Genomic DNA, 20,253 nt, shown 5'->3' on the forward strand with positions numbered 1-20,253 from the left:
TCTTTTTTGTTAGACTTATTTTGAGGTCAAAAGAACTCATAAAAACCCATTACAGCAGTTCGAAGCGTGGCAGCTTGCAGAAAAGTGCGATATAATTTGACTAGGTCGTTTGACCGTATATTTCATACATAGCGCATTTTTCAATTGAGAACGAGAAAAGGAGGTCTTATCTTTGCAGCTCTTACATCTTGCTATTTTATCGCCTTTTTTATTTGCTTTTATCATTCCCTTCTTGGCAAAATACGCAAAAAGAGTGCATACGGGCTGGTTTGTGTTGATCCTGCCCGTCTTGCTGTTTATATACTTTCTCCCAATGATCAGGATGACACAATCTGGAGAAACACTTCGATCGGTATTAGAGTGGATTCCGTCACTCGGCATTAACTTTACCGTTTATATAGACGGCCTCGGGTTATTATTCGCCTTACTGATCACAGGCATTGGCTCTTTAGTCACTCTTTACAGCATTTTTTATTTATCGAAAGAAAAAGAACAGCTTGGGCCCTTTTATGTCTACTTATTGATGTTCATGGGCGCCATGCTCGGCGTCGTTCTAGTAGACAATGTCATGGTTCTCTACATGTTCTGGGAGCTTACAAGCCTTTCATCCTTTTTGCTGATCGGCTATTGGTATAAGCGGGAAAAGTCGCGCTATGGCGCAGCCAAATCACTTTTGATTACGGTCAGCGGCGGGCTGTGCATGCTCGGCGGATTTATTCTCCTTTATTTGATAACGGATTCCTTCAGTATTAGAGAGATGGTTCATCAGGTTCAATTAATTGCCGGCCACGAATTGTTTATCCCGGCTATGATTCTCATTTTATTAGGGGCTTTTACGAAATCAGCGCAATTTCCTTTTTACATCTGGCTCCCTGACGCGATGGAAGCTCCGACGCCTGTCAGCGCTTATCTCCATTCAGCCACTATGGTAAAAGCCGGCATTTATGTGATTGCGAGATTCAGTCCTATTTTCGCCTTTTCAGCTCAGTGGTTTTGGATCGTGTCCCTCGTTGGCCTCTTTACGATGGTTTGGGGTTCATTCCATGCCGTGAAACAAACTGATTTAAAATCGATTTTGGCGTTTTCAACCGTCAGCCAGCTCGGCATGATCATCTCCATGCTCGGAGTCAGTGCTGCGGCCCTTCATTACGGCCATACAGAATATTATACAGTTGCCGCTATGGCTGCCATTTTCCATTTAATCAACCACGCTACTTTTAAAGGAAGCTTGTTTATGGCAGTCGGGATTATCGATCACGAAACAGGCACACGGAATATCCGGAAGCTAGGCGGCCTGATGGCGATTATGCCGATTACATTTACCATTTCCTTAATCGGGACATTTTCAATGGCCGGCCTACCGCCGTTTAACGGATTTTTGAGTAAAGAAATGTTTTTCACAAGCATGCTTCGCGTGACACATTTCGACCTGTTCAACGTGCAGACATGGGGCGTTCTGTTCCCTGTTCTCGCCTGGATCGGAAGTGTATTTACGTTTATCTACAGCATGAAATTGCTGTTTAAAACATTCAGAGGAAGTTACCAGCCTGAACAGCTTGAAAAACAGGCTCACGAAGCGCCTGTCGGCATGCTCGTACCACCGGTCATTCTTGTCGCTTTGGCTGTCAGTCTCTTCTTTTTCCCGAATATATTGTCGTACAGCCTGATAGAGCCTGCGATGAACTCAATCTATCCGACACTGCTGGACGGCCATGAGAAATTCCACGTTCACATTTCACAGTGGCATGGGGTTACAACGGAATTGCTCATGACTGCGGGTATTGTTGTGATCGGAACAATTGGTTATTTGTCGCTGAATAAGTGGAAGGGAATCTATAAACTGTTTCCTTCGAAACTCACACTCAACCGGTTATACGATAAGCTTTTGACTCTGATGGAGAAAGGCTCTTACCGGGTCACAAAACAATATATGACCGGGTTTTTAAGAGATTATTTGCTGTATATCTTCGCTGGTTTCATCATTCTGATAGGCGGAGCTTTTGCCATTAAAGGCGGATTTTCATTTAAAACGGAAGGTATGGCTAAAATCGGCGTATACGAAATCATTTTGACGCTTGTCATGATCAGCGCCACAGTGGCGACTGTTTTTGCTAGGTCAAGACTAACGGCGATCATTGCACTCGGTGTTGTCGGTTATACACTTGCATTGTTTTTTGTCATTTTCAGAGCGCCGGACTTGGCATTGACTCAGCTCGTCATTGAAACGATTTCTGTGGCACTGTTTCTGCTTTGCTTCTACCATTTGCCGAAACTGAGGCTGAAAACAAAAACGAGAACGTTCCGGATGACGAATTTTATCATTTCTTTAGGCGTCGGTATTATCGTTACTCTGCTCGGTATCGCATCCTCAAGCCAGCGGACAAAAGACAGCATTGCGTCCTTCTTTGTCAAACACAGCCACGATCTCGGCGGAGGAGATAATGTCGTCAATGTCATTCTTGTTGATTTCAGGGGATTTGATACAATGTTTGAAATTACGGTATTAACGATAGCCGCTCTCGGCATTTACAGCATGATTAAAACAAAAGTAAAAGAGGAGGGGAAAAGCGGTGAATGAACAAAAAACAAATGACTTGATTCTTCAAACCGCGACAAAGCTTGTATCCTTTATCATTTTGCTTTTCTCTTTCTATTTATTTTTATCAGGGCATAACGCGCCCGGAGGAGGCTTTGTCGGCGGACTGATCACGTCCTCTTCCATCGTTCTCTTGCTTCTGGCATATGATTTAAAAACCGTGCGTTCCCTTTTGCCGGTCAATTTCATTTATGTCGCGGGAGCCGGCCTTCTGCTCGCTGTATTAACAGGCGTTGGCTCCTTTGTCTTCGGAGCTCCTTTTTTAACCCACACATTCGGATACTTTCAGCTGCCGATCCTTGGGAAAACGGAGCTCGCCACAGCGACGATATTTGATTTAGGCGTTTATCTTGTTGTCGTAGGCATAACGATGACCATTATTCAAACGATTGGAGAGGAAGAATAATGGAAATCTTAATGGCTGTATTAGCCGGTATTATTTTTATGGCTGCCACGTATTTGCTGCTGTCTAAAAGCCTGCTTCGCGTCATTATCGGAACAGCACTGTTAAGCCATGGCGTTCATTTAATGCTTTTGACTATGGGAGGATTAAAGAAAGGCGCCGCTCCGATTTTGAGCGAGCATGCCAAATCATTTGTCGATCCGCTTCCGCAAGCCCTGATTTTGACCGCAATTGTCATTTCTTTTGGCGTTACGTCATTCATCCTCGTCATGGCCTTTCGCGCTTATCAGGAATTGAAATCGGACGATATGGATCAAATGAGGGGAAATGATCAACATGAATAATTTTGTTATTTTGCCAATCCTGATCCCGCTTTTGTCGGCTATTCTTCTGATTTTCATGACGAAGAATCTTATGCTCATGAGAATCTTCAGCACGGCGGCATCGGCCATCGGGATTGTGATTAGCGGCATACTTGTACAGACTGTCTTCACAAAAGGCATCCAGACACTCAGCTTAGGCGGATGGAAAGCGCCGTACGGCATTGTGCTTGCCGCAGACCAATTCGCCAGCCTTCTCGTTCTCACAACAGCGGTCATCGGTTTATTGGTTGGGCTTTATTCCTTCCGTTCTGTCGGTGAAAAACGGGAGCGCTCCTTTTACTACTCCGGCGTTCAGTTCTTGCTTGCCGGCGTCAGCGGAGCGTTTTTAACAGGCGATTTATTTAATATGTACGTATTTTTTGAGCTTCTGCTTATTGCTTCCTATATGCTGATTGTATTAGGCGGCACAAAAATTCAGCTGCGCGAATCCCTTAAATATATTGTGTTTAATATTGTGTCGTCTGCCCTGTTCGTCATAGGTGTCGGTTTTTTATACGCGGTAACCGGTACGTTAAACATGGCGGATCTTAGCGTGAAAATCAGCGAATCAGGACAAACCGGGCTGATCACTGTGATTGGTGTCCTGCTGCTTTTGGTATTTGGCATGAAGGGCGGAATTTTCCCCCTCTACTTTTGGCTTCCAGGCTCTTATTACGCGCCACCGGCGGCAATCTCCGCGTTGTTCGGCGCTTTGCTTACAAAAGTCGGATTATATGCGATTACGAGGGTTTTCACATTGATTTTTATTCACGATACCGCCTTTACCCATCAGCTGATGATTTGGCTGGCGGCGCTGACTGTGATTTTCGGTGTGATCGGTTCACTCGCTTATTCGAATGTCATGAAAATTGTGATCTATAACATTATTACCGCTGTCGGCGTGATTTTGTTCGGTGTGGCAGTACACACCCCCGCATCCATTCAGGGCGCGATCTACTATCTGATTCACGATATGCTGATTAAAGGCGCTTTGTTCATGCTGGCAGGTACGCTGATCGCATTGACTGGAACCGCGAGCCTGCATAAAATGGGCGGGCTGATCAAACGCTATCCTGTTCTTGGATGGATGTTTTTCATTTCTGCTATTTCTCTTGCAGGCATTCCGCCACTGAGCGGATTTGTCGGCAAATTTAAAATTGCAGAGGGCGGCTTCGCAGAAGGTGAATTTACGATATCCATGCTGATTCTGCTTTCGAGTCTGCTCGTACTGTACTCTGTGCTGAGGATCTTTATACATGCGTTTTGGGGCGAAGAAAAAGAAACGCCAAAACCAAATCATCGAACAGCTAAAGGACTTCTTTATCCGGCAGCTATTTTTCTCTTGCTGTCTCTTCTCTTCGGGTTGGGTACAGAATGGGTGTCGCCTTACGTTGATCAAGCGGCCGAGACGCTGCTGAATCCGGAAAAATATATCGAAGCTGTTCTGAAGGAGTAGATCGCATGGCATTTCAAATTTTATTAAATGTGTTTCTCGCTTTTTGCTGGATGTTCTTAAGCAACAGTCCAAGCGCCGCAGGATTCATTACAGGCTATATTCTGGGAATGCTCTCTCTCTTTTTCTTCCGGCGCTTTTTCACTCGCCAGTTTTATCTATGGAAATTGATTTCTATTATCAAGCTCTGTTTCATTTTTATAAAGGAACTGTACCTTGCCAATGTCAGTGTGATGAAATCAGTCTTATCTCCAAAACTGAATATCAGACCGGGTATTTTTGCTTTTAAAACTGAACTGACGAAGGACTGGGAAATCACCCTGCTTTCTCTGCTCATTACATTAACGCCGGGAACCTTGGTGATGGATATTTCAGATGACAGAACAATACTTTATATTCATGCAATGGATATCGAGGATGCAGAAAAAGCAATTTTTGACATTCGGGAGTCATTTGAAAAAGCCATACAGGAGGTGAGCCGCTGATGTTTACGCTGATCCTGCAAATCGCGCTCGGCATTATGGCAGTGTCTACCTTTTTGTATGTCATTCGTGTCATTAAAGGGCCGACTGTGCCTGACCGGGTCGTGGCTCTGGATGCAATCGGCATCAATCTGATCGCAATCACGGCGCTTGTCTCCATTTTGCTGAAAACAAGTGCGTTTTTGGATATTATTTTGCTGCTGGGGATTTTATCGTTTATCGGAACGATCGCATTTTCCAAGTTCCTGGAGAAAGGAGAGATTATCGAAAATGATCGAAACCGCTAAAGTCGTTGTGGCTGTATTCATATTGCTGGGCGCTCTTGTATGCCTCATTGCTTCATTTGGCGTACTTCGCCTTCCCGATGTGTTTACACGCGCTCATGCTGCTTCTAAAGGCTCAACATTAGGTGTCAATATGATTCTGCTCGGTGTCTTCTTCTATTTGTGGTTTGTGACGGGGGAGCTCTCCGCTAAAATCCTGCTTGGGATTCTCTTTATCTTTATTACGTCGCCTATCGGCGGGCACTTGATCTGCCGTGCTGCGTATAACTCCGGCGTCAAGCTTGATGAGAGAAGCGTACAGGATGACTATAACGGAATCAGAAACTTTGTGATTAAACGAAAAGAGGATTCTTATTTATAAAAATAAGCAGCCGGACAGGCAGAGTTCCGGCTGTTTTTTTATTTCTTGATGACAGCCAGTGTGCATCTGGATATACAGATCAGCCTCTCTTGCTCGTCATATATGTGAATGTGATAGACAATCGTCGTTCTGCCGATATGAACGGGCTCGGCTACCGCCTTTACCGTTCCTTCCTTTACAGATTTTAAATGGTTGGCGTTAATCTCCAAACCGACACAAGCTTGTGTTGAATGATCAATCAGGTTCTGTGCACCTGCGCTCGCCGCGGTTTCTGCTAGGGCCACTGAAGCGCCCCCATGCAAATATCCGAACGGCTGCACCGTCCGATGATCCACCGGCATAACCGCAATGCATCGTTCCGCTGTGTTTTCAACAATCTCAATACCAAGCGCTTCAAGCAATGTGTGTTTCGTATCCATCATTACACCCCCCCTAATTTAAAGTACACCGTCTGATTTCGCAATCAAAACCGCTTCCGTCCGGGAACCGACATTCAGCTTATTGAAAATCGATGTCAAGCTGTATTCAATGGACCGCTTGCTTAAATGAAGGGCATCTGCGATTTCTTGGTTTGTAAATCCCTTTTCAACTTCTTGAAGAATCAGGCATTCTCTAGGTGTGAGCACATCTTGTTCTTTTTGAGAGGAAGGAGCCGGCTTTGTTTTTTGCTGAGTCATCAGCTGTTTAAAGTAAGCAAAATCGACTAAAATTTCTCCGTTGAGTACGTGGTATATGTATTGGGTGATCTTTTCTTTAGATTCCGTTTTGCTGATGGCACCGTGCAGACCCGCACGAATCGCTTCCTCGAAATAATCCTCGACCTCATAACCGGTATACACGATAATTTTACAATGAGGATTCTCTTGTAAAATCTGTTTAGAAAGCTCCATCCCATTGACCTCGCCGCCTAAATTCAGATCCATTAAAATGAGATCATATGACGAGAAATCATGCTGCTTGATAAACTGTTCGCTCGGTTCAGGACTGAGACAATCAACAGACAAATTCGAATCCGTTTCCAAAATTGTCTTGGTGCCTTCCATGACAGCCGGATGGTCATCAATCACTAGTATCTTTTTCATGTTTTCCTCCCTTTTACTCACTCTTTTCCATTTTATAAAAAAGACTTGGCCTGTGCCAAGTCGTTTCCGTTATAAATCCATTACAATTCGATTTCAATATCAGCCTTAAAGCCCTTTCCTTCACTTGTTTCAATCCGAAGGCGCCCATCTAAAGCCCTGACTCTCTCCTTAATGCCAGAAAGCCCCATGCTCATAGAATGCTCAGTATTTTTATCTTGATCAAACCCTACGCCATCGTCCTCATAATGAAGAACGATTTTGTTTTGAATACTGATGAGCATAATCAGCACATCCGTCGCCTGAGAGTGCTTAACCGCATTAGACAGAAACTCTTGAATGATCCGGTACAAATTCAGCTGCGAATCCAGATCAAGGGAAGCCGTAAATCTCCCAGTATTTAAACGGATATGAAACGGAACCCGCTCCTGCTGCTGCGCCACCAGCTTCGACAGCGCCTTCACCAATCCAAGATCATACAGAAGCTGCGGCCGCAGCTCATGACACGTCTCCCTCGTCATCGAAATCACATCAGACATCTGCTCATTCATCTGTACAAGCTTGTCCTGTACCTCTTCACGGCACGGATTATCACCCTTCTTAAAATCACCCAAAAACAGCTCACACTGGCGTTTTAAGGAGATCAAATCCTGAAGAACCGAATCGTGGAGATCGCGGGCGAGTCCTGAACGCTGTTTTTCTTCGATTGCAAACATTAGCTTTTTCAGCCAGATGGGGTTGGTTTCCTCTTGTTTTAAGTCCTTCAAATGTTCCATGAGCTCCTCAATATGCATGACATTTTCCATGGACACACTTGTATAGAAAGACAGTGTTTTCAACCATGATATCTCATCCCGTGTTAGCCGAGGAGTGTTAATATTAGATAAACAAAGCAGAACATAAGAACTTCCGCCTCGTTCACCAACTTTCATAAGAAAACCCTGATTGACTTCAATAATTTTCCCGATTTCTGAAGTTACGTTTTCAAATTCCTCTTGATAAAAATGCCAGTCCGGTCCAATTTCATGTTTATCTAAAAATATCACTTTGTGATCAGGAGTAACCTCAAAGGTATAAGCTTTGCTTACAAGCAAAACATCCAGTATAGTATTTTTCAGTTCTTTAAAAACTTGTTGAAGAGAAGTTACCCCCCTCATTAGCTGAGTATATTTAAAAATACTGTCCTGATAGTTGAATTTTTCGGAGAAACGTTTTAAACGAAATTTAAAATCCATGACCTCTTTAAAATAAAAGACAGCGAACATGACAACGAAAAAAAATACAGTTTGACGCACAGGGTTCATCTGAATTTTCATTACATCTAACCAAACTAATGCTCCAACTATAAATAGAGTTGGTATCATAGCAAGGAGAGCGTAATATCTCATTCTTCCTAAAATAAACTCTATATCAAACATTTTATTCGCTACAAATTGATACACTAAACCAAACGGAATAAGTACCAGTAATGATGCAGAGACTAATGCAGGGAAAACATAATTACCAGTAAATATTATTGGAAGAACATAAAATATCAAAAATGGAGCAAATGATAGAGTGTTTGTTAAAATTAATAATTTAAGAATAAACGAATGCTCAGCATATTTATATTTATTAAGATGAAAGTATATCGACGAAAAAGCAAATAGAGTCAATATTGCAAAAGAAACCAAGTTAACAGTCGCTAAAAAATCAATATCAACTTGTAAATAGGCTCGGAAAAACTCAATTCCAACATTAAATATTGGTATGATATAAAGAAAATAGATTCTATTCAAAAAAGCTTTTCCTATTTCTTTAAGATATCCTTGGATAAATTGAAGATAAAGAATAGGAGAAGATATAAAAGTAAACAAGTTAATATACCGATTGATTCTATGTCCTCTAAATGGTCCGCCTGCACTTATATAAGCAATAGAAATGTCTAATAACAATAGAATAAGAATATAACCAGCAAATGATCTTCTTATTTTATTTACCTTAAGTATATAAAAAATACATATTATGCTTAAAAAATAAAAAACCAAAGGAAGTACGAACAGAAAAAAACTATAAGGTCTATTTAGAGTAACTAAATCAAAATCTTTGAGATGAATCTTTTTTCCACTTCTCAAAATATCCAGACTGTTAATATGACTCAAATATCCCCATTTCAAATGTTTGTCTGAAGGTTTTTCTTCATTAATTTTTAATATGATATCTCCCTGTCTCAAACCAACAAATTGTCCATATGAAGACTCTGATATTTCTTCTATCACAAATTGACTTTTATCATTTTTAAGAACCTTAGTCCCAATAATAATTCCATTCATAGTTATATAAGTTATATAGAATATATAGAGGATGCTCAACACAATTACAGCTAATGTGAATTTTTTTATTAAGTTCTTCAATGTAAATCCACCTATTAACCATCCCATTCACGGGTTATTGGGCCAGACAAATAATAATCATTATAAGCTTTAATTATTGTTTCAGTTTCTTGCACATCAAAACCTATAAGGCAGGCTTCTTTATTTTTCAATTTTTTTAAAACCTCAGGATAATTTAAAAAGTAGTTAATTAGGTCTTGCATCTTTATCCCCCTTTTTATAACTCAATAAGCCTTCCTTTATTAACTCTTTTTTTTCTTTTTCTAAATTTAATTGTTCTATAGCAGAAAAACATTTCTGTATGTATATCTGCAATAATACCGAAATGTATTGAGTAACTCCTGCCTTAATTAATTTTTCTTCGAATTTATCTTTTTCTAATAATGCTTTATAATATAAATCTTTATGTGAAAATAAGTATAATAATTCTTCCGAAGCATTATTAAATAATCGCTTAAGATATAAGTAAATCAGTGTTTGTTTCTTTTTTTCAATATCACTGCGTTTTCCGGATAAAAGAACATGATAATCTCCAGAAATTTGAGCTATAATCCCTTTATAGTAGGAATATCTTTCAACTGTTTCATTATATTCTCCTGTAGCCAATAAAACACCTGCTACATTTGCTAGTGCAATCAGACTTCCACATTTTAATCTAATTACTTCTAAACTTTCATCTTCTGTTTTAGATTTATTAGTGATATCGTCATGTTGACCTTGCATGGCCTCGTTTACGTATTTTAAAACATATTTAAAAATTAGAGGATTGTTATTTAATGAATAAATACTTCTTAATCCTACTGTATACAAGGAAAGTGCTGCATTTAACGACTCTGAACGATTAATTTTCATCCATAATGCATGGTGATTATCTTCATCTTCAAGATCATCCATAATATCTGATGAAAGAATGAGAATTTCTATTCCCGCGCCAAGCCTTGTTGCAACATCTAAATTCTCCCCTCCAAAAACAACATAATGTAAGATTGCGGATTCAGCAAAGGAGAATGTTTCTTTAGCATCAATAAATGAGTAAAGAAGTTGTGACAAATCTTCGTTAAATATGTTTTGCTTAACAATCTCCTTCATTTTCTCCTTGATCCGGACAGAATCTAAACATATCTGCTCAATAACGACTTCCCCCCTCCCATTCCATTTTACTAAATGGGACATTTAAAGGACAGCAGGTTTTTCGTTTTTTAACAATCATATAATACTTTATCCATTTATTGTATCGGTAGAACGAAAAAAAAGACTTGTTTCCAAGTCTTTTTCACGAAATTTTCATTGCATAATTGTATTTATCGAGTTGATCAATGCTTTTGTTAATGTTTCGTAATGAATCTGTCGTTTCTTTAATATCAAGTTCGAGTCGGAATAACAATTGTTTTACTTCTTCAAGTTTCTTTTCCATCGTTTCCACACTCCTTTTTTTGAAAGATCAATGAATTGTGTATGGTGAACGAGTCCTAGGTATTTGATCTGTTACTAATAGTGTATCTGCTTTCGGCTCATTTTTCACCGAAAAGTATACAAAAAAGTCCTGCGTGACACCGCAAATCTCAATAGGCCCTTATACTCAAAGGAATCACAACAAGAACGGGACTATCTCTCTATGCGAAAGAGCGTTTATTTCTGCTCAAATTGAGAAAGATTCTTAATTCCCTTGATTTTAACGTGTTTCGCATTTTCACTAAGCAAGACTATAGTCCTTCATACCGTATTTTCAAAATTGAATATGCGATTCTTGGCGTTTCCTGACCGACAAACACCGAAAAAGACCGCAACGCTAAAGTTGTGGCCTTTTCGCTTTGTCATATTCGGCAATTAGGGATCTATACATATAGAAACATCCCTTTTGTGTGAGGTGCTCCCATGAGATATCGTTATCCCTGGTTTTACGTGTATCCGTATGAGGTACGCCGTCCGCCCGCTCCTGCCAACAATATTGATACCTTTATCCGTTCAGCGAAGCAGGCCGCGGGGATATTTGCGGATGCCCAGCTCGTTCTCGGCCGCATTGCGGGCTCGCGGGAGCTCTCGCGCCGCATTCTGACCGCAGCCGAGCAGTCCGATAAACAAACCATAAGGCGCCTGATCAAACAAATGGGCGTCCGGCATGAAGTGGATACGGTCTTTAATCCCGACGGCATCTACATCAGCCTTATCGGAACGCAAAGCCGAATGATTCTTGCTTTGCGGTGGTCAGAGGACCGCAATCATTTTGCGTCCATAAGATTATGACACCATTCCAGAGCCTCAAGATAACATTCATACGCTTCATCTTTGTCGAGTTGATTGCCTAATTCCGAGCAAGTGTCCCAGTTGTTGCTTTCAATTAATTTCACAAGCTCAAGCATTTGGTAGTAGTCGTTTTGATGGCCTAATAATGCTTGCCCGACTTCATCTTTTAAAGGCAACTCTTGAACAATTTCCTCTATTTCTCTATGCAGGAGGGTGTCTATGAGAGAAAACATTCCGATCAGCATATAAGAAGCAGGCTGCGGCCGGGATGTCTTTCTCGCCAGCAGTTCGCAAAGCTTTGCTCTTATCAAAGAAATCTTAATGATTTCGTGCTTGCTGGAATGCCCTTTCCTGCTTAAATCCTTAAAGGAAAGAATATATATCCACCGTTTGATTTCATTAAATCCCAGCAGCATAATGGCCTGTTGAATGCTTTCAATTTTCTGGCTCAAACGGCTGTGGGATGAGTTTAAAAATTTTAAAATTTGATAGGACAGTGATAAATCCCGCTCTATGTACTCTGTCACACGCTTTATGTTAGGCTGCTCTTTGCTCAGTTCGTTAAGCAGTTCATAGTAAGAATAGAAATGAGTCGATAGGTCATGCCCGCTGATGATGCGCGGCTCGCTGAAAAAGTAGCCTTGGAATAATTGAAAGCCGTCTTGGACCGCCTGTTTATATTCTTTTCGGGTCTCTACTTTTTCCGCTAAAAAAATCAGGCCGCGACAGCCGTAGGTTTGCAAAATTGTTCTGCGTTCCATTCGTGTTGTTTTGAGAAAATCAATTTTCAATATATCAATATAGCTCATGAGTTTTTCCAGTAAGTCCTCATCTTGCGGGTTTATTGCATAAAAATCATCAAGCGCCAGCATATACCCCATTTTTTTCAATTCTTTGCATCTAGAAATGAGGGCCGGCGTGATCGGTATATCTTCAAGGATTTCAATGACAAGCTGTTTCGGATTGAAGGAGGTGGGAAGATTCGAAAACATCAGGCTTTCCGTAAAATTAACAAAACAGCGTTTCCCTTCCGTCAGCTTCTCAATTCCGATGTTTAAAAAGCTGTTGATCACCAAATCTGTTGTTGCCTGATCGCCGTCTTTAGCGCTATACACGTTCTCTTCGCTTTCTCTATACAGCAGTTCATAAGCAACAACCTGTTCTTTTCTATTAAAAATAGGCTGTCTTGCAACAAACACCCTCATTGATTTATCCCCCTTACAATACGCGCGGCTTTCACCCCTAAGTATATCAAATAATTTGACGAAAATTGTCTAAACATGAAAAATAATATATACATAAAGAAAACTGGCCCTTCGCGAACGAAAGGCCAGTTTTTCTTTATTCTTCCTCAAGCTCTTCTTCAATTCTGCTTTTCACTTCGTGGATCCGCTGCATTTTATTGCTCCAGCAGTCCTCGCTTAAATCAACCGGGTATTCCTCCGGCTTGCTGATTCTCTTATATTCCTCCCAAAGCAGGCTGAGGTTATCCTGCACATACTGCTGTATGTCTGAAATCTCAGGGTTTTGGTAGCAAAGAATACCCTTCTCAAAAATCAGCTCATGAAGATCCTTCGCATAAAAATTCGTGACAAATTTGCTGATGAATGTATGAACCGGGTGAAACATTCTGAGCCGCTTCTGATCATTCACCTGCTCATCATAAAGCGCAATATAGTCGCCTTCAGAATGATGGTTGGACTGATTAATAATGCGGTAGACTTTCTTTCTGCCCGGCGTCGTCACTTTTTCAGGATTGGACGAAATTTTGATCGTGTCGACCATTTTCCCGTCTTCTTCAATGGCAACGAGTTTATAAACTGCGCCGAGAGCCGGCTGGTCATAGGCAGTGATCAGCTTCGTACCGACACCCCAGACATCAATGCGCGCTCCCTGAGCCTTTAAATTCATAATAGTGTGCTCATCCAAATCGCTTGAAGCAATCACCTTCGCGTCTGTAAATCCTGCTTCATCAAGCATTTTCCGGGCTTTTTTTGACAGGTACGCCAAATCGCCGCTGTCCAGACGGATGCCAATGAAATTAATGCGGTCGCCGAATTCCTTGGCAACCCTAATCGCGTTAGGCATGCCTGAACGAAGCGTGTCATACGTGTCAACTAAGAAGACGCAGTCCTTATGTGTTTCCGCGTATTTTTTGAAAGCTGTATATTCATCGCGGTAAGCCTGCACAAGCGCATGCGCATGTGTGCCGGAAACCGGGATATTAAAGCGCTTTCCGGCTCTTACATTGCTTGTCGCGCTAAAGCCGCCGATTAAGGCTGCTCTCGCTCCCCACATGGCCGCATCCATTTCGTGCGCCCGTCTTGTTCCGAATTCAAGCGCAACTTCATCACCAATGACGCCTTTAATCCGGGCAGCCTTTGTTGCGATTAATGTTTGATAGTTCACAATGTTGAGCAAAGCCGTTTCAATCAGCTGAGCTTCTACCAGGGGTGCCTCCACCCTCATAATCGGCTCATTGTTAAAAACGAGTTCTCCTTCTTTCATGGAGTAAAGTGAACCTGTAAAAGATAAGCCGCGCAAATATTCAATAAAATCTTCATGATACCCGAGTTCATCCTGTAAATAACTCAAATCGCTATCCGTAAACTTGAAATTTTCCAAGTATTCAATGGCTTTTTCCAAGCCCGCAAATACGGCATAGCCATTTTCAAACGGAAGCCTTCTGAAAAACAGCTCAAAAATCGCTTTCTTTTCATGAATGCCGTCTCTCCAGTACGTTTCCGCCATATTGATCTGATAAAGGTCTGTATGTAATGACAGGCTGTCATCTTTAAATCCGTACTCTAACACTGTTTTTCCCCTTCCTTACTCTGCCACTTGCGCTCCGATGCTGTTTGCAAAATGGGAAAGAGCCCATGCGTGCCCCTCCTGATTAAAGCTGGCAACAGCTTGTTTATGCACAACAATCCGAAAACCTTTGTTGTATGCGTCAACAGCTGTATGCAACACACAAATATCTGTGCAGACACCGGCAAGATGCAGTTCGCCAATCTGCCGCTCTCTGAGTTTGAGCTCTAAATCAGTTCCCGCAAAAGCAGAATATCTCGTTTTTTCCATGTAGTAAACATTAGGTTCATGTTCATGTTTCTGATATAGAGGCAAAAGCTTTCCGTACAGATCTTTTCCTTCCGTGCCTTTTATATTATGCGGAGGAAAAAGACGGGTTTCAGGGTGATATTGATCCCCTTCATCATGAGAATCTACTGCTAATACGACGTAATCACCGTTTGTGATGAATTCTTCAGTTAAATTGACGATCGCCTCTTCAATCATTCTGCCGGGCTCCCCGCAGGTCAATTTTCCGTCACTCGCCACAAAATCATTCGTATAATCAATACAAATAAGTGCTTTTTTCATAGCCGGCCTCCCCGCCATCAGTATGAGAACATTATATCTTATCTCCAGTTGTAAGTGAATTGCCATGAACAAAAAGACAAACGGTCCGTTTGTCTCTTAAGATTTCAGCACTGACCGATTATAAATGTCGTCCTGAATATATATCAATTCACGATTCACAGCGATGTCAGCCGCAATGACGAGGCCTAAAGGCGTATGAAACTGAAGATCAGATACAATCTTGAAGGGCACTCCGTACCGGTTCGCCATTTGGATATAAGGAGAGTAAGACTGGTACTGAAGCTTTCCATTAATCAAAAGGGTGACGTTATGGCTGTTTTTCAGCTCGTGCTCCACCTCTTTATACGGTTTGCTTCTAAACACCTGTCCCTTCGTCAGTGCCAAAACGACTCTTTCTCTTAAAGAACCTAAAAACAAATGGCGCTCGTCAGGCTTTGTCTCCAAAGGCCCATACATTCCTTGCTGCAAATAGAGATCCATTTTATCTTCACTCAAAAGCCTGTCCTCCCGTCTTGTTTGGCTTCATTATCACCTGATCAGGCAGGAGCTAAACTTTCAAGCGCCGCTTACATTTCTGTTACCCAATGAATGATTTTTTTGGCCAGCTCACCAGCAGGGGTTTCCTCTGTATGCCGGCGCAACGACGCTTCCAGCCGTTCAGGCAGAGTTGCTTTATCTTCTTCATAGGAAATGATCGTGCTCCACTCCAGCTGCGGTACCGCTACAAGCGTGCGCAGTTCTTTTCTGTTTTCATGCAGATACACGTCCGTGATCATTCCGGTTTGCGTATTGATATTTGCTTTTCTGATTTTCATAACATGACCTCTCTATTTAAAGACTACCCATATTATACAATAAAAAAGCAACAGCCTCTTGTGAAAAGGCTGTTACCCGTTAAACGAAACTGTTTCATCAGTGATATCGGCATCTTTGAAGAGAGTTTTACTCGTTTGGTTGTTAATCTTCACAAAATCACCAAGCTGAAATGCGCCTGACCCCGCCCCTGAATGAGCGACGCTTTTGGGCGAAATCGCAAATACGTCTCCAAAGCTTGCCGCGGCATTACCCGTAACTGACATGATATAAATCGGCCCCACAATTGCAGGCATTTCCCCACCTCCGCATTGATTTACAGCATCATATGCAAAGAGCCGCTAATGGTGCCCGCCTATTCAGCTGGCTTTGCGTTTTCCTCGAGTCGTGACCGCTGGCGCAGCTTGATCAAGCGGACAATATTCAGGAAGAACGCCTTCACTACCGCATAAACCGGCACCGCTAAAATCATGCCGAGAATTCCGCCGAAGCTTCCCGCTCCGATTAACAGCAAAATAATCGTAAGCGGATGGGTATTCAGCCGCTTTCCGATCACAAGAGGAGACAGCAGGTTTCCGTCCAGCTGCTGAACGATGACGACCACAATAATCGCAAACAGCGCTTTGGCCGGCGAGTCCATAAAACCGACAATGACAGCCGGTGCGGCACCGAGAAAAGGCCCGACATAGGGAATGATATTGGTAATCGCCATGACAATCCCGAGAATCAGGGCATACGGCAGTCCGGCAATTAAATAGCCGATAAAACACGCTGTCCCGACAAAAAGACAGATTAACAGCTGACCCTGGAAGTATGCCGCAAGCGTATCGGATAAATCTTTAAAAATCTTTAAGCCTTCTGTCCGATAAGAAGCCGGAAGAATTTTTACTGCCAAATGCGGAAAGCGGTGTCCGTCTTTCAGCATGTAAAAAAGGATAAATGGAACAGTAATAATAACAAGCGTGATGTTTGTCACGACGCCAAACACCGCAGATAAACTGGACGTGATATTTTGCGGCAGGTTTTGGAGAAAACTTGTCAATGACTGTTCAATTTTTGATATCGATACATAATCCTGGTTCATCATCCAGGTAAACCATTGAGAATGGGACAAATCCTTTGTCAGCGCCTGAATCTGTTTTATATAATCAGGAAGGTTGTTAAACAGCCCTGTCACCTGTGAGGTGATGATAGGTCCGACTGACGCTGAAATAAAGGCAAGCAAACCGATAAACAGTAAATAGATCAATAGAATGGATAATGTCCGCGGAATTTTTTTCTCAAGCAGGCGGACAACCGGATTAAATATGAAATACAAAATTCCCGCAATCAGCATCGGGAAAAACAATGTCGAGATAAAAACAATAAACGGCTGAAATACAAATGAAACTTTTGTTGCTACATAAATAATCAGCAAAACAAATAAAATCTGCAATGTCCAAAAATGGACTTTTGATTTCAACAAGCTTTGTTCCTCCTAGTTTTTCTTTGTCTGTCAGATAAAAGAACTTATACCCCATCATTGTAACAAAAATGAACTCATATCAGAACTCTTAATATAATGAAAGGAGTGTTGGTGATGAAGGCCGTGACATACGATACAGATTCAGAACTGGCTTATATCTATGTTCATCCTCCGGAAAAGAACAGGAATATGCGGTCTGAGGAGCTTAAGGTCAATGATTGTATCCTGCTGGATATCGACCAAGACGGCAAAATTGCCGGATTCGAATGTTTTGGTAAGGCAGCACACCTCTGTGCCCCATTTACCGGGAAATCCCGGCTTTATGTAAAAGATTCAGACGGTTATCATTTTCGTGTCCGACAGCATGCTTCAATCCGTTCCTGCTATACAGTGTACGGCGTCACTTTCTGTTTTTCAGATGGTAACTATCAGGAATTTGCCGGTTTTGACCTTGACGGAACAATGTATCATAGTACATTTTTACAGCGCTTAACTGAAAAATAGGACGTCCTGTTGTACGCCTATTTTTCATGCGCAAGCACTGTTAGACCCGCTCACTGTAATCTGGGGTGACGGAAATCATGTGCTGGATTCTGATCAAACAAACAGAATTTCGGGCTCCTTCAATTGTGATATGGTCAGGTTTTACATCGATCAGTCTGCCTCTGACCGTATCTCGTACTGTCTGTATAACGAACCTTGAGCCGATGAGCTTTTTAATGGTCTGATAGACATAAGGATCGACTAAAGAGACCAGTTGCGGACTACCTTGGTTGACCATACTTTTATCCCCTTTGTGTGTTTTATCTCAGCTTATGCCGCGCTTATGGATAATGACACAGGCTTACCTGATAAAACAAAGGGGTGCGGAGATTTTAGGAGAATACGTTTGGAAGCGGGTGTAAAGGAAGTATCGATGAAGCGGAGACAGCGAAGAAAGCTGGCGCTGTTCCGTACTTATACAGGCTTTATCACGGATGCCTGGGCTTGGTCGATTAATTGGTCCAGCTTTTCTATTTTTTTTCGTGCGGTTGAAGGATCAATTTGGCGGTAATGATGGTGGCCGCCCGGCTCTTCATCCAGTTCGTCCGCTTTTTTGACAATCTGCTGCAGCGTGTTTTTATCTAATTCGCCTTCAGGCAAATAGGAATCTGTATGAAGCAAAATAGCTAGTGCAATCTCTTTTGCCGCTTTCGGTTCCTCGCCAAGCCGAATCAGAAGCTTATGCGCCCGTTCCGCCCCTTTAATGGCATGAATGTCATTTCTTTTATATTTCTCATAATCCCACTTTCCGTCTGTATACCATTCATAATGGCCGATGTCATGAAGCAGTGCCGCTTTTGCTGCTAAATCAGGATTAATGTCAGCCTTCACAGACAGCCTGTATGCATGATAAGCGCAGGCAATCGCATGTGCCACGCCGGAACGCTGAAGATATTTTTGTGCAATTGGATGGGTGAAAACATCCATTAATGTAACCTTTCTCATGGAAACCCCTCCTTTAGATATTTTTAGAATCCTAACATAATTTGCAGAGAAACTCAATTCTTATGTCACATCATTTTGATCTTCTTATCATCATTGTTATACCCTAAAAGCAGCGTTTCAGTCAGTATATGCGGCTGTTCAATAAAATGCGCTGGCTGTAGCCTTTTGTATAAAAAAAGAGCAGAAAATATCTGCTCTACAAAAACTCTTTAATATCATAAATGCGGCCGTTTTCCGTCCCTTTTTCTAGTAAAGAAAGCAGCGTGCCGGCAATAAAGTCCGGACTGCGAAGGCTTCCTGTTTCATTTAATTTCCGGAATCGTTCAATGTGGTGGAAATCCTTTTTCGATGAAGAACGGATGACGGCCTGCATCTCAGTGTCCATCACTCCAGGTGAGAACGAAATCATGTTCACCGGCAGCTCTTCATCCTCCTGTTCAAATCCGAATGTCCTCGTAAACATGTCGAGCCCGGCTTTTGAACTGCAATACGCGCTCCATCCCTTATATGGATTTTTGGCGGCTCCTGAAGTAATGTTGACAACCGTCTTTTTGCCGCTGTATGAAGCAAACCGTTTTGTAAACAGCTGACTCAAAAGCACGGGCGCAGTCAGGTTCAGCTGATAATGGCGCTGAAGCTCGTCAAGAGACGCTTCGCCGGCACGTTTGATCGGCGTTACCATTCCGGCGTTATTAATAAGGGTAATACCAGAATAACGATCTGGATCGATGGATGAGAGCAATGTTTCAAATTGCTGTTCAGCTTCTTCAAGATTGATGAGGTCTATTTGATGCTGCGTTAGTTTTTTGTGAGAGACATCCGTTTTCGTTCTGGATAAGGCGTGGACTTCATGCCCCTTTTCTAAAGCCTGTAATGCAATGGCTTGACCCAGCCCTTTTGACGCTCCGGTGATGATATAAAGTTCCATTGGAAACCTCCTTTTCCGTTATTATTGTACGGCACCGCTTTTACACAACACAAGCACGCGGCCTACGCCTTCTTGTTTTCCTGCGCTGTGACTTTTGGGATGAGGAACACGATGCCTGCAATTCCGAGCAGGATCAGTACGACATAGATCATCGGCAGCAGCAATGATGATGTTTCTTGTTCATCTTCTGTTTCCGTTGATGATGTCTTTGTCATTGGTTTTTCAGCAAAAGTAATTCCAAGCTGTTTCGACTGGGCCGCAATCGTGTTGGAATCCTCGGCATTTGTTGATGTAAACAAATCTTTTATCAGCTCGGCGTCCTTGTCCTTCGGTTTATCAAAAGTGATATCCTTCTGTTCCTCAGGCAGTTCTGTTTTTTCTTCATAGTAGGTATCTTCATGTAAATAATTCGTATCGATTTCGATGTCTTTTTTCTCATACTGGTTTGGCGCGACATCTGTATTTTCTTCAGTTTGGGCAGCAGCTGCAGAGGGTATGAAAAGGGAAAAGGAGAGCATACAAATCATGATCCCCTTTTCCAT

At 42.0% G+C, this 20,253-nt stretch carries 26 protein-coding genes and 1 pseudogene; 10 read left to right on the forward strand and 17 right to left on the reverse strand.

Translation table 11 applies throughout. The annotated features are described in order from the left end of the window. Positions 1 to 172: 172 nt before the first annotated feature. From AC0OMA_RS16000 to mnhG, 7 genes are read left to right on the forward strand one after another with little or no spacing between them, the layout of a single operon-like run. Positions 173 to 2,578 carry a Na+/H+ antiporter subunit A gene (locus AC0OMA_RS16000; protein WP_047183106.1) on the forward strand — a complete coding sequence of 802 codons (2,406 nt, stop codon included), beginning with the start codon at positions 173 to 175 and terminating at the stop codon, positions 2,576 to 2,578. Further along, complete coding sequence (locus tag AC0OMA_RS16005; protein ID WP_003228819.1) at positions 2,571 to 3,002, forward strand: Na(+)/H(+) antiporter subunit B; 432 nt, start codon at positions 2,571 to 2,573, stop codon at positions 3,000 to 3,002. Before AC0OMA_RS16000 ends, AC0OMA_RS16005 begins: the two co-directional genes overlap by 8 nt. Then, on the forward strand, positions 3,002 to 3,343 hold the full coding sequence (locus AC0OMA_RS16010) for a Na(+)/H(+) antiporter subunit C (RefSeq protein ID WP_003220730.1): 342 nt from the start codon (positions 3,002 to 3,004) through the stop codon (positions 3,341 to 3,343). Before AC0OMA_RS16005 ends, AC0OMA_RS16010 begins: the two co-directional genes overlap by 1 nt. Further along, the gene (locus tag AC0OMA_RS16015) at positions 3,336 to 4,817 is read left to right on the forward strand and encodes a Na+/H+ antiporter subunit D (protein WP_029725869.1); all 1,482 of its coding nucleotides are present in this window, start codon (positions 3,336 to 3,338) and stop codon (positions 4,815 to 4,817) included. The genes AC0OMA_RS16010 and AC0OMA_RS16015 overlap by 8 nt, the downstream gene beginning before the upstream one ends. A 5-nt stretch (positions 4,818 to 4,822) precedes the next feature. Next, positions 4,823 to 5,299, forward strand: a complete 477-nt coding sequence (locus AC0OMA_RS16020) for a Na+/H+ antiporter subunit E (RefSeq protein ID WP_003228815.1) — start codon at positions 4,823 to 4,825, stop codon at positions 5,297 to 5,299. Further along, the gene (locus tag AC0OMA_RS16025) at positions 5,299 to 5,583 is read left to right on the forward strand and encodes a Na(+)/H(+) antiporter subunit F1 (protein WP_003228814.1); all 285 of its coding nucleotides are present in this window, start codon (positions 5,299 to 5,301) and stop codon (positions 5,581 to 5,583) included. The genes AC0OMA_RS16020 and AC0OMA_RS16025 overlap by 1 nt, the downstream gene beginning before the upstream one ends. Continuing rightward, on the forward strand, positions 5,567 to 5,941 hold the full coding sequence (mnhG, locus tag AC0OMA_RS16030; RefSeq protein WP_014477830.1) for a monovalent cation/H(+) antiporter subunit G: 375 nt from the start codon (positions 5,567 to 5,569) through the stop codon (positions 5,939 to 5,941). Before AC0OMA_RS16025 ends, mnhG begins: the two co-directional genes overlap by 17 nt. Before the next feature lie 38 nt (positions 5,942 to 5,979). Here the strand turns inward: mnhG and AC0OMA_RS16035 are convergent, their stop codons facing one another. The 6 genes and pseudogenes from AC0OMA_RS16035 to degQ all read right to left on the reverse strand — a co-directional run bounded on the left by AC0OMA_RS16035 (position 5,980) and on the right by degQ (position 10,806). Continuing rightward, positions 5,980 to 6,360: a hotdog fold thioesterase gene (locus AC0OMA_RS16035; RefSeq protein ID WP_015483631.1), complete on the reverse strand. Its 381-nt coding sequence runs from the start codon at positions 6,358 to 6,360 to the stop codon at positions 5,980 to 5,982. 18 nt (positions 6,361 to 6,378) lie between these two features. Further along, complete coding sequence (comA, locus tag AC0OMA_RS16040) at positions 6,379 to 7,023, reverse strand: two-component system response regulator ComA (protein WP_003220716.1); 645 nt, start codon at positions 7,021 to 7,023, stop codon at positions 6,379 to 6,381. An 80-nt stretch (positions 7,024 to 7,103) separates the two neighbouring features. Beyond that, a complete protein-coding gene (gene comP / locus AC0OMA_RS16045; RefSeq protein ID WP_474222253.1) occupies positions 7,104 to 9,413 on the reverse strand; it encodes a two-component system sensor histidine kinase ComP in 2,310 nt (769 codons plus the stop codon). A 14-nt stretch (positions 9,414 to 9,427) separates the two neighbouring features. Beyond that, the gene (gene comX / locus AC0OMA_RS16050) at positions 9,428 to 9,595 is read right to left on the reverse strand and encodes a competence pheromone ComX (RefSeq protein WP_100505762.1); all 168 of its coding nucleotides are present in this window, start codon (positions 9,593 to 9,595) and stop codon (positions 9,428 to 9,430) included. Continuing rightward, a pseudogene (locus AC0OMA_RS16055) lies at positions 9,583 to 10,481 on the reverse strand (polyprenyl synthetase family protein). The gene comX and the pseudogene AC0OMA_RS16055 overlap by 13 nt, the downstream one beginning before the upstream one ends. A 184-nt stretch (positions 10,482 to 10,665) precedes the next feature. Continuing rightward, entirely contained in the window at positions 10,666 to 10,806 is a 141-nt protein-coding gene (degQ, locus tag AC0OMA_RS16060) for a degradation enzyme regulation protein DegQ (RefSeq protein WP_003220708.1), read from the reverse strand. Positions 10,807 to 11,027: 221 nt separating this feature from the next. Here degQ and AC0OMA_RS16065 point away from each other — a divergent pair, with 221 nt between their 5' ends. Both AC0OMA_RS16065 and AC0OMA_RS16070 read left to right on the forward strand, forming a co-directional pair. Next, complete coding sequence (locus tag AC0OMA_RS16065) at positions 11,028 to 11,153, forward strand: hypothetical protein (protein WP_154796978.1); 126 nt, start codon at positions 11,028 to 11,030, stop codon at positions 11,151 to 11,153. Positions 11,154 to 11,267: 114 nt separating this feature from the next. Then, complete coding sequence (locus AC0OMA_RS16070; RefSeq protein WP_015483634.1) at positions 11,268 to 11,636, forward strand: YuzC family spore coat inner layer protein; 369 nt, start codon at positions 11,268 to 11,270, stop codon at positions 11,634 to 11,636. On the opposite strand, the gene pdeH is transcribed toward AC0OMA_RS16070, so the two are convergent. The 7 genes from pdeH to AC0OMA_RS16105 form a co-directional block, all read right to left on the reverse strand. Beyond that, positions 11,612 to 12,841, reverse strand: coding sequence for a cyclic di-GMP phosphodiesterase (pdeH, locus tag AC0OMA_RS16075; RefSeq protein WP_474222254.1), 1,230 nt, complete (start codon positions 12,839 to 12,841; stop codon positions 11,612 to 11,614). The genes AC0OMA_RS16070 and pdeH overlap by 25 nt on opposite strands. Positions 12,842 to 12,977: 136 nt before the next feature. Beyond that, entirely contained in the window at positions 12,978 to 14,450 is a 1,473-nt protein-coding gene (locus AC0OMA_RS16080; RefSeq protein WP_003228788.1) for a nicotinate phosphoribosyltransferase, read from the reverse strand. A 15-nt stretch (positions 14,451 to 14,465) separates the two neighbouring features. Then, a complete protein-coding gene (locus AC0OMA_RS16085) occupies positions 14,466 to 15,017 on the reverse strand; it encodes a cysteine hydrolase family protein (protein ID WP_014477836.1) in 552 nt (183 codons plus the stop codon). A gap of 96 nt (positions 15,018 to 15,113) precedes the next feature. Then, the gene (locus tag AC0OMA_RS16090; RefSeq protein WP_474222255.1) at positions 15,114 to 15,512 is read right to left on the reverse strand and encodes a YueI family protein; all 399 of its coding nucleotides are present in this window, start codon (positions 15,510 to 15,512) and stop codon (positions 15,114 to 15,116) included. Between the two features lie 71 nt (positions 15,513 to 15,583). Further along, positions 15,584 to 15,832 carry a YueH family protein gene (locus AC0OMA_RS16095; protein WP_003228783.1) on the reverse strand — a complete coding sequence of 83 codons (249 nt, stop codon included), beginning with the start codon at positions 15,830 to 15,832 and terminating at the stop codon, positions 15,584 to 15,586. A gap of 72 nt (positions 15,833 to 15,904) precedes the next feature. Continuing rightward, entirely contained in the window at positions 15,905 to 16,126 is a 222-nt protein-coding gene (locus AC0OMA_RS16100; RefSeq protein ID WP_015384524.1) for a spore germination protein, read from the reverse strand. A 59-nt stretch (positions 16,127 to 16,185) separates the two neighbouring features. After that, a complete protein-coding gene (locus AC0OMA_RS16105; RefSeq protein ID WP_015483636.1) occupies positions 16,186 to 17,295 on the reverse strand; it encodes an AI-2E family transporter in 1,110 nt (369 codons plus the stop codon). A 114-nt stretch (positions 17,296 to 17,409) separates the two neighbouring features. Here AC0OMA_RS16105 and AC0OMA_RS16110 point away from each other — a divergent pair, with 114 nt between their 5' ends. Beyond that, positions 17,410 to 17,799: a DUF2283 domain-containing protein gene (locus AC0OMA_RS16110; protein ID WP_015483637.1), complete on the forward strand. Its 390-nt coding sequence runs from the start codon at positions 17,410 to 17,412 to the stop codon at positions 17,797 to 17,799. Positions 17,800 to 17,839: 40 nt separating this feature from the next. On the opposite strand, the gene AC0OMA_RS16115 is transcribed toward AC0OMA_RS16110, so the two are convergent. The 4 genes from AC0OMA_RS16115 to essA form a co-directional block, all read right to left on the reverse strand. Next, positions 17,840 to 18,076 (reverse strand): YuzF family protein, encoded by a 237-nt coding sequence (locus AC0OMA_RS16115; protein WP_003220677.1) that lies wholly within the window; start codon positions 18,074 to 18,076, stop codon positions 17,840 to 17,842. 176 nt (positions 18,077 to 18,252) lie between these two features. Further along, complete coding sequence (locus tag AC0OMA_RS16120; protein WP_003244444.1) at positions 18,253 to 18,783, reverse strand: HD domain-containing protein; 531 nt, start codon at positions 18,781 to 18,783, stop codon at positions 18,253 to 18,255. 196 nt (positions 18,784 to 18,979) lie between these two features. Beyond that, a complete protein-coding gene (locus tag AC0OMA_RS16125) occupies positions 18,980 to 19,711 on the reverse strand; it encodes a (S)-benzoin forming benzil reductase (RefSeq protein WP_014477842.1) in 732 nt (243 codons plus the stop codon). A gap of 62 nt (positions 19,712 to 19,773) precedes the next feature. Next, on the reverse strand, positions 19,774 to 20,229 hold the full coding sequence (gene essA, locus AC0OMA_RS16130; protein ID WP_010886603.1) for a type VII secretion protein EssA: 456 nt from the start codon (positions 20,227 to 20,229) through the stop codon (positions 19,774 to 19,776). Positions 20,230 to 20,253: the final 24 nt, after the last annotated feature.

It is taken from the genome of Bacillus sp. AMCV2 (assembly GCF_056033925.1).

Bases quoted from the DNA above. Each gene is read 5' to 3' on its own strand.
- AC0OMA_RS16010 (WP_003220730.1), top strand. From the start codon at position 3,002: ATGGAAATCTTAATGGCTGTATTAGCCGGTATTATTTTTATGGCTGCC.
- AC0OMA_RS16015 (WP_029725869.1), top strand. From the start codon at position 3,336: ATGAATAATTTTGTTATTTTGCCAATCCTGATCCCGCTTTTGTCGGCT.
- AC0OMA_RS16020 (WP_003228815.1), top strand. From the start codon at position 4,823: ATGGCATTTCAAATTTTATTAAATGTGTTTCTCGCTTTTTGCTGGATG.
- AC0OMA_RS16025 (WP_003228814.1), top strand. From the start codon at position 5,299: ATGTTTACGCTGATCCTGCAAATCGCGCTCGGCATTATGGCAGTGTCT.
- mnhG (WP_014477830.1), top strand. From the start codon at position 5,567: ATGATCGAAACCGCTAAAGTCGTTGTGGCTGTATTCATATTGCTGGGC.
- AC0OMA_RS16035 (WP_015483631.1), bottom strand. From the start codon at position 6,360: ATGGATACGAAACACACATTGCTTGAAGCGCTTGGTATTGAGATTGTT.
- comA (WP_003220716.1), bottom strand. From the start codon at position 7,023: ATGAAAAAGATACTAGTGATTGATGACCATCCGGCTGTCATGGAAGGC.
- comX (WP_100505762.1), bottom strand. From the start codon at position 9,595: ATGCAAGACCTAATTAACTACTTTTTAAATTATCCTGAGGTTTTAAAA.
- degQ (WP_003220708.1), bottom strand. From the start codon at position 10,806: ATGGAAAAGAAACTTGAAGAAGTAAAACAATTGTTATTCCGACTCGAA.
- AC0OMA_RS16070 (WP_015483634.1), top strand. From the start codon at position 11,268: ATGAGATATCGTTATCCCTGGTTTTACGTGTATCCGTATGAGGTACGC.
- pdeH (WP_474222254.1), bottom strand. From the start codon at position 12,841: ATGAGGGTGTTTGTTGCAAGACAGCCTATTTTTAATAGAAAAGAACAG.
- AC0OMA_RS16085 (WP_014477836.1), bottom strand. From the start codon at position 15,017: ATGAAAAAAGCACTTATTTGTATTGATTATACGAATGATTTTGTGGCG.
- AC0OMA_RS16095 (WP_003228783.1), bottom strand. From the start codon at position 15,832: ATGAAAATCAGAAAAGCAAATATCAATACGCAAACCGGAATGATCACG.
- AC0OMA_RS16100 (WP_015384524.1), bottom strand. From the start codon at position 16,126: ATGCCTGCAATTGTGGGGCCGATTTATATCATGTCAGTTACGGGTAAT.
- AC0OMA_RS16110 (WP_015483637.1), top strand. From the start codon at position 17,410: ATGAAGGCCGTGACATACGATACAGATTCAGAACTGGCTTATATCTAT.
- AC0OMA_RS16115 (WP_003220677.1), bottom strand. From the start codon at position 18,076: ATGGTCAACCAAGGTAGTCCGCAACTGGTCTCTTTAGTCGATCCTTAT.
- AC0OMA_RS16120 (WP_003244444.1), bottom strand. From the start codon at position 18,783: ATGAGAAAGGTTACATTAATGGATGTTTTCACCCATCCAATTGCACAA.
- AC0OMA_RS16125 (WP_014477842.1), bottom strand. From the start codon at position 19,711: ATGGAACTTTATATCATCACCGGAGCGTCAAAAGGGCTGGGTCAAGCC.
- essA (WP_010886603.1), bottom strand. From the start codon at position 20,229: ATGCTCTCCTTTTCCCTTTTCATACCCTCTGCAGCTGCTGCCCAAACT.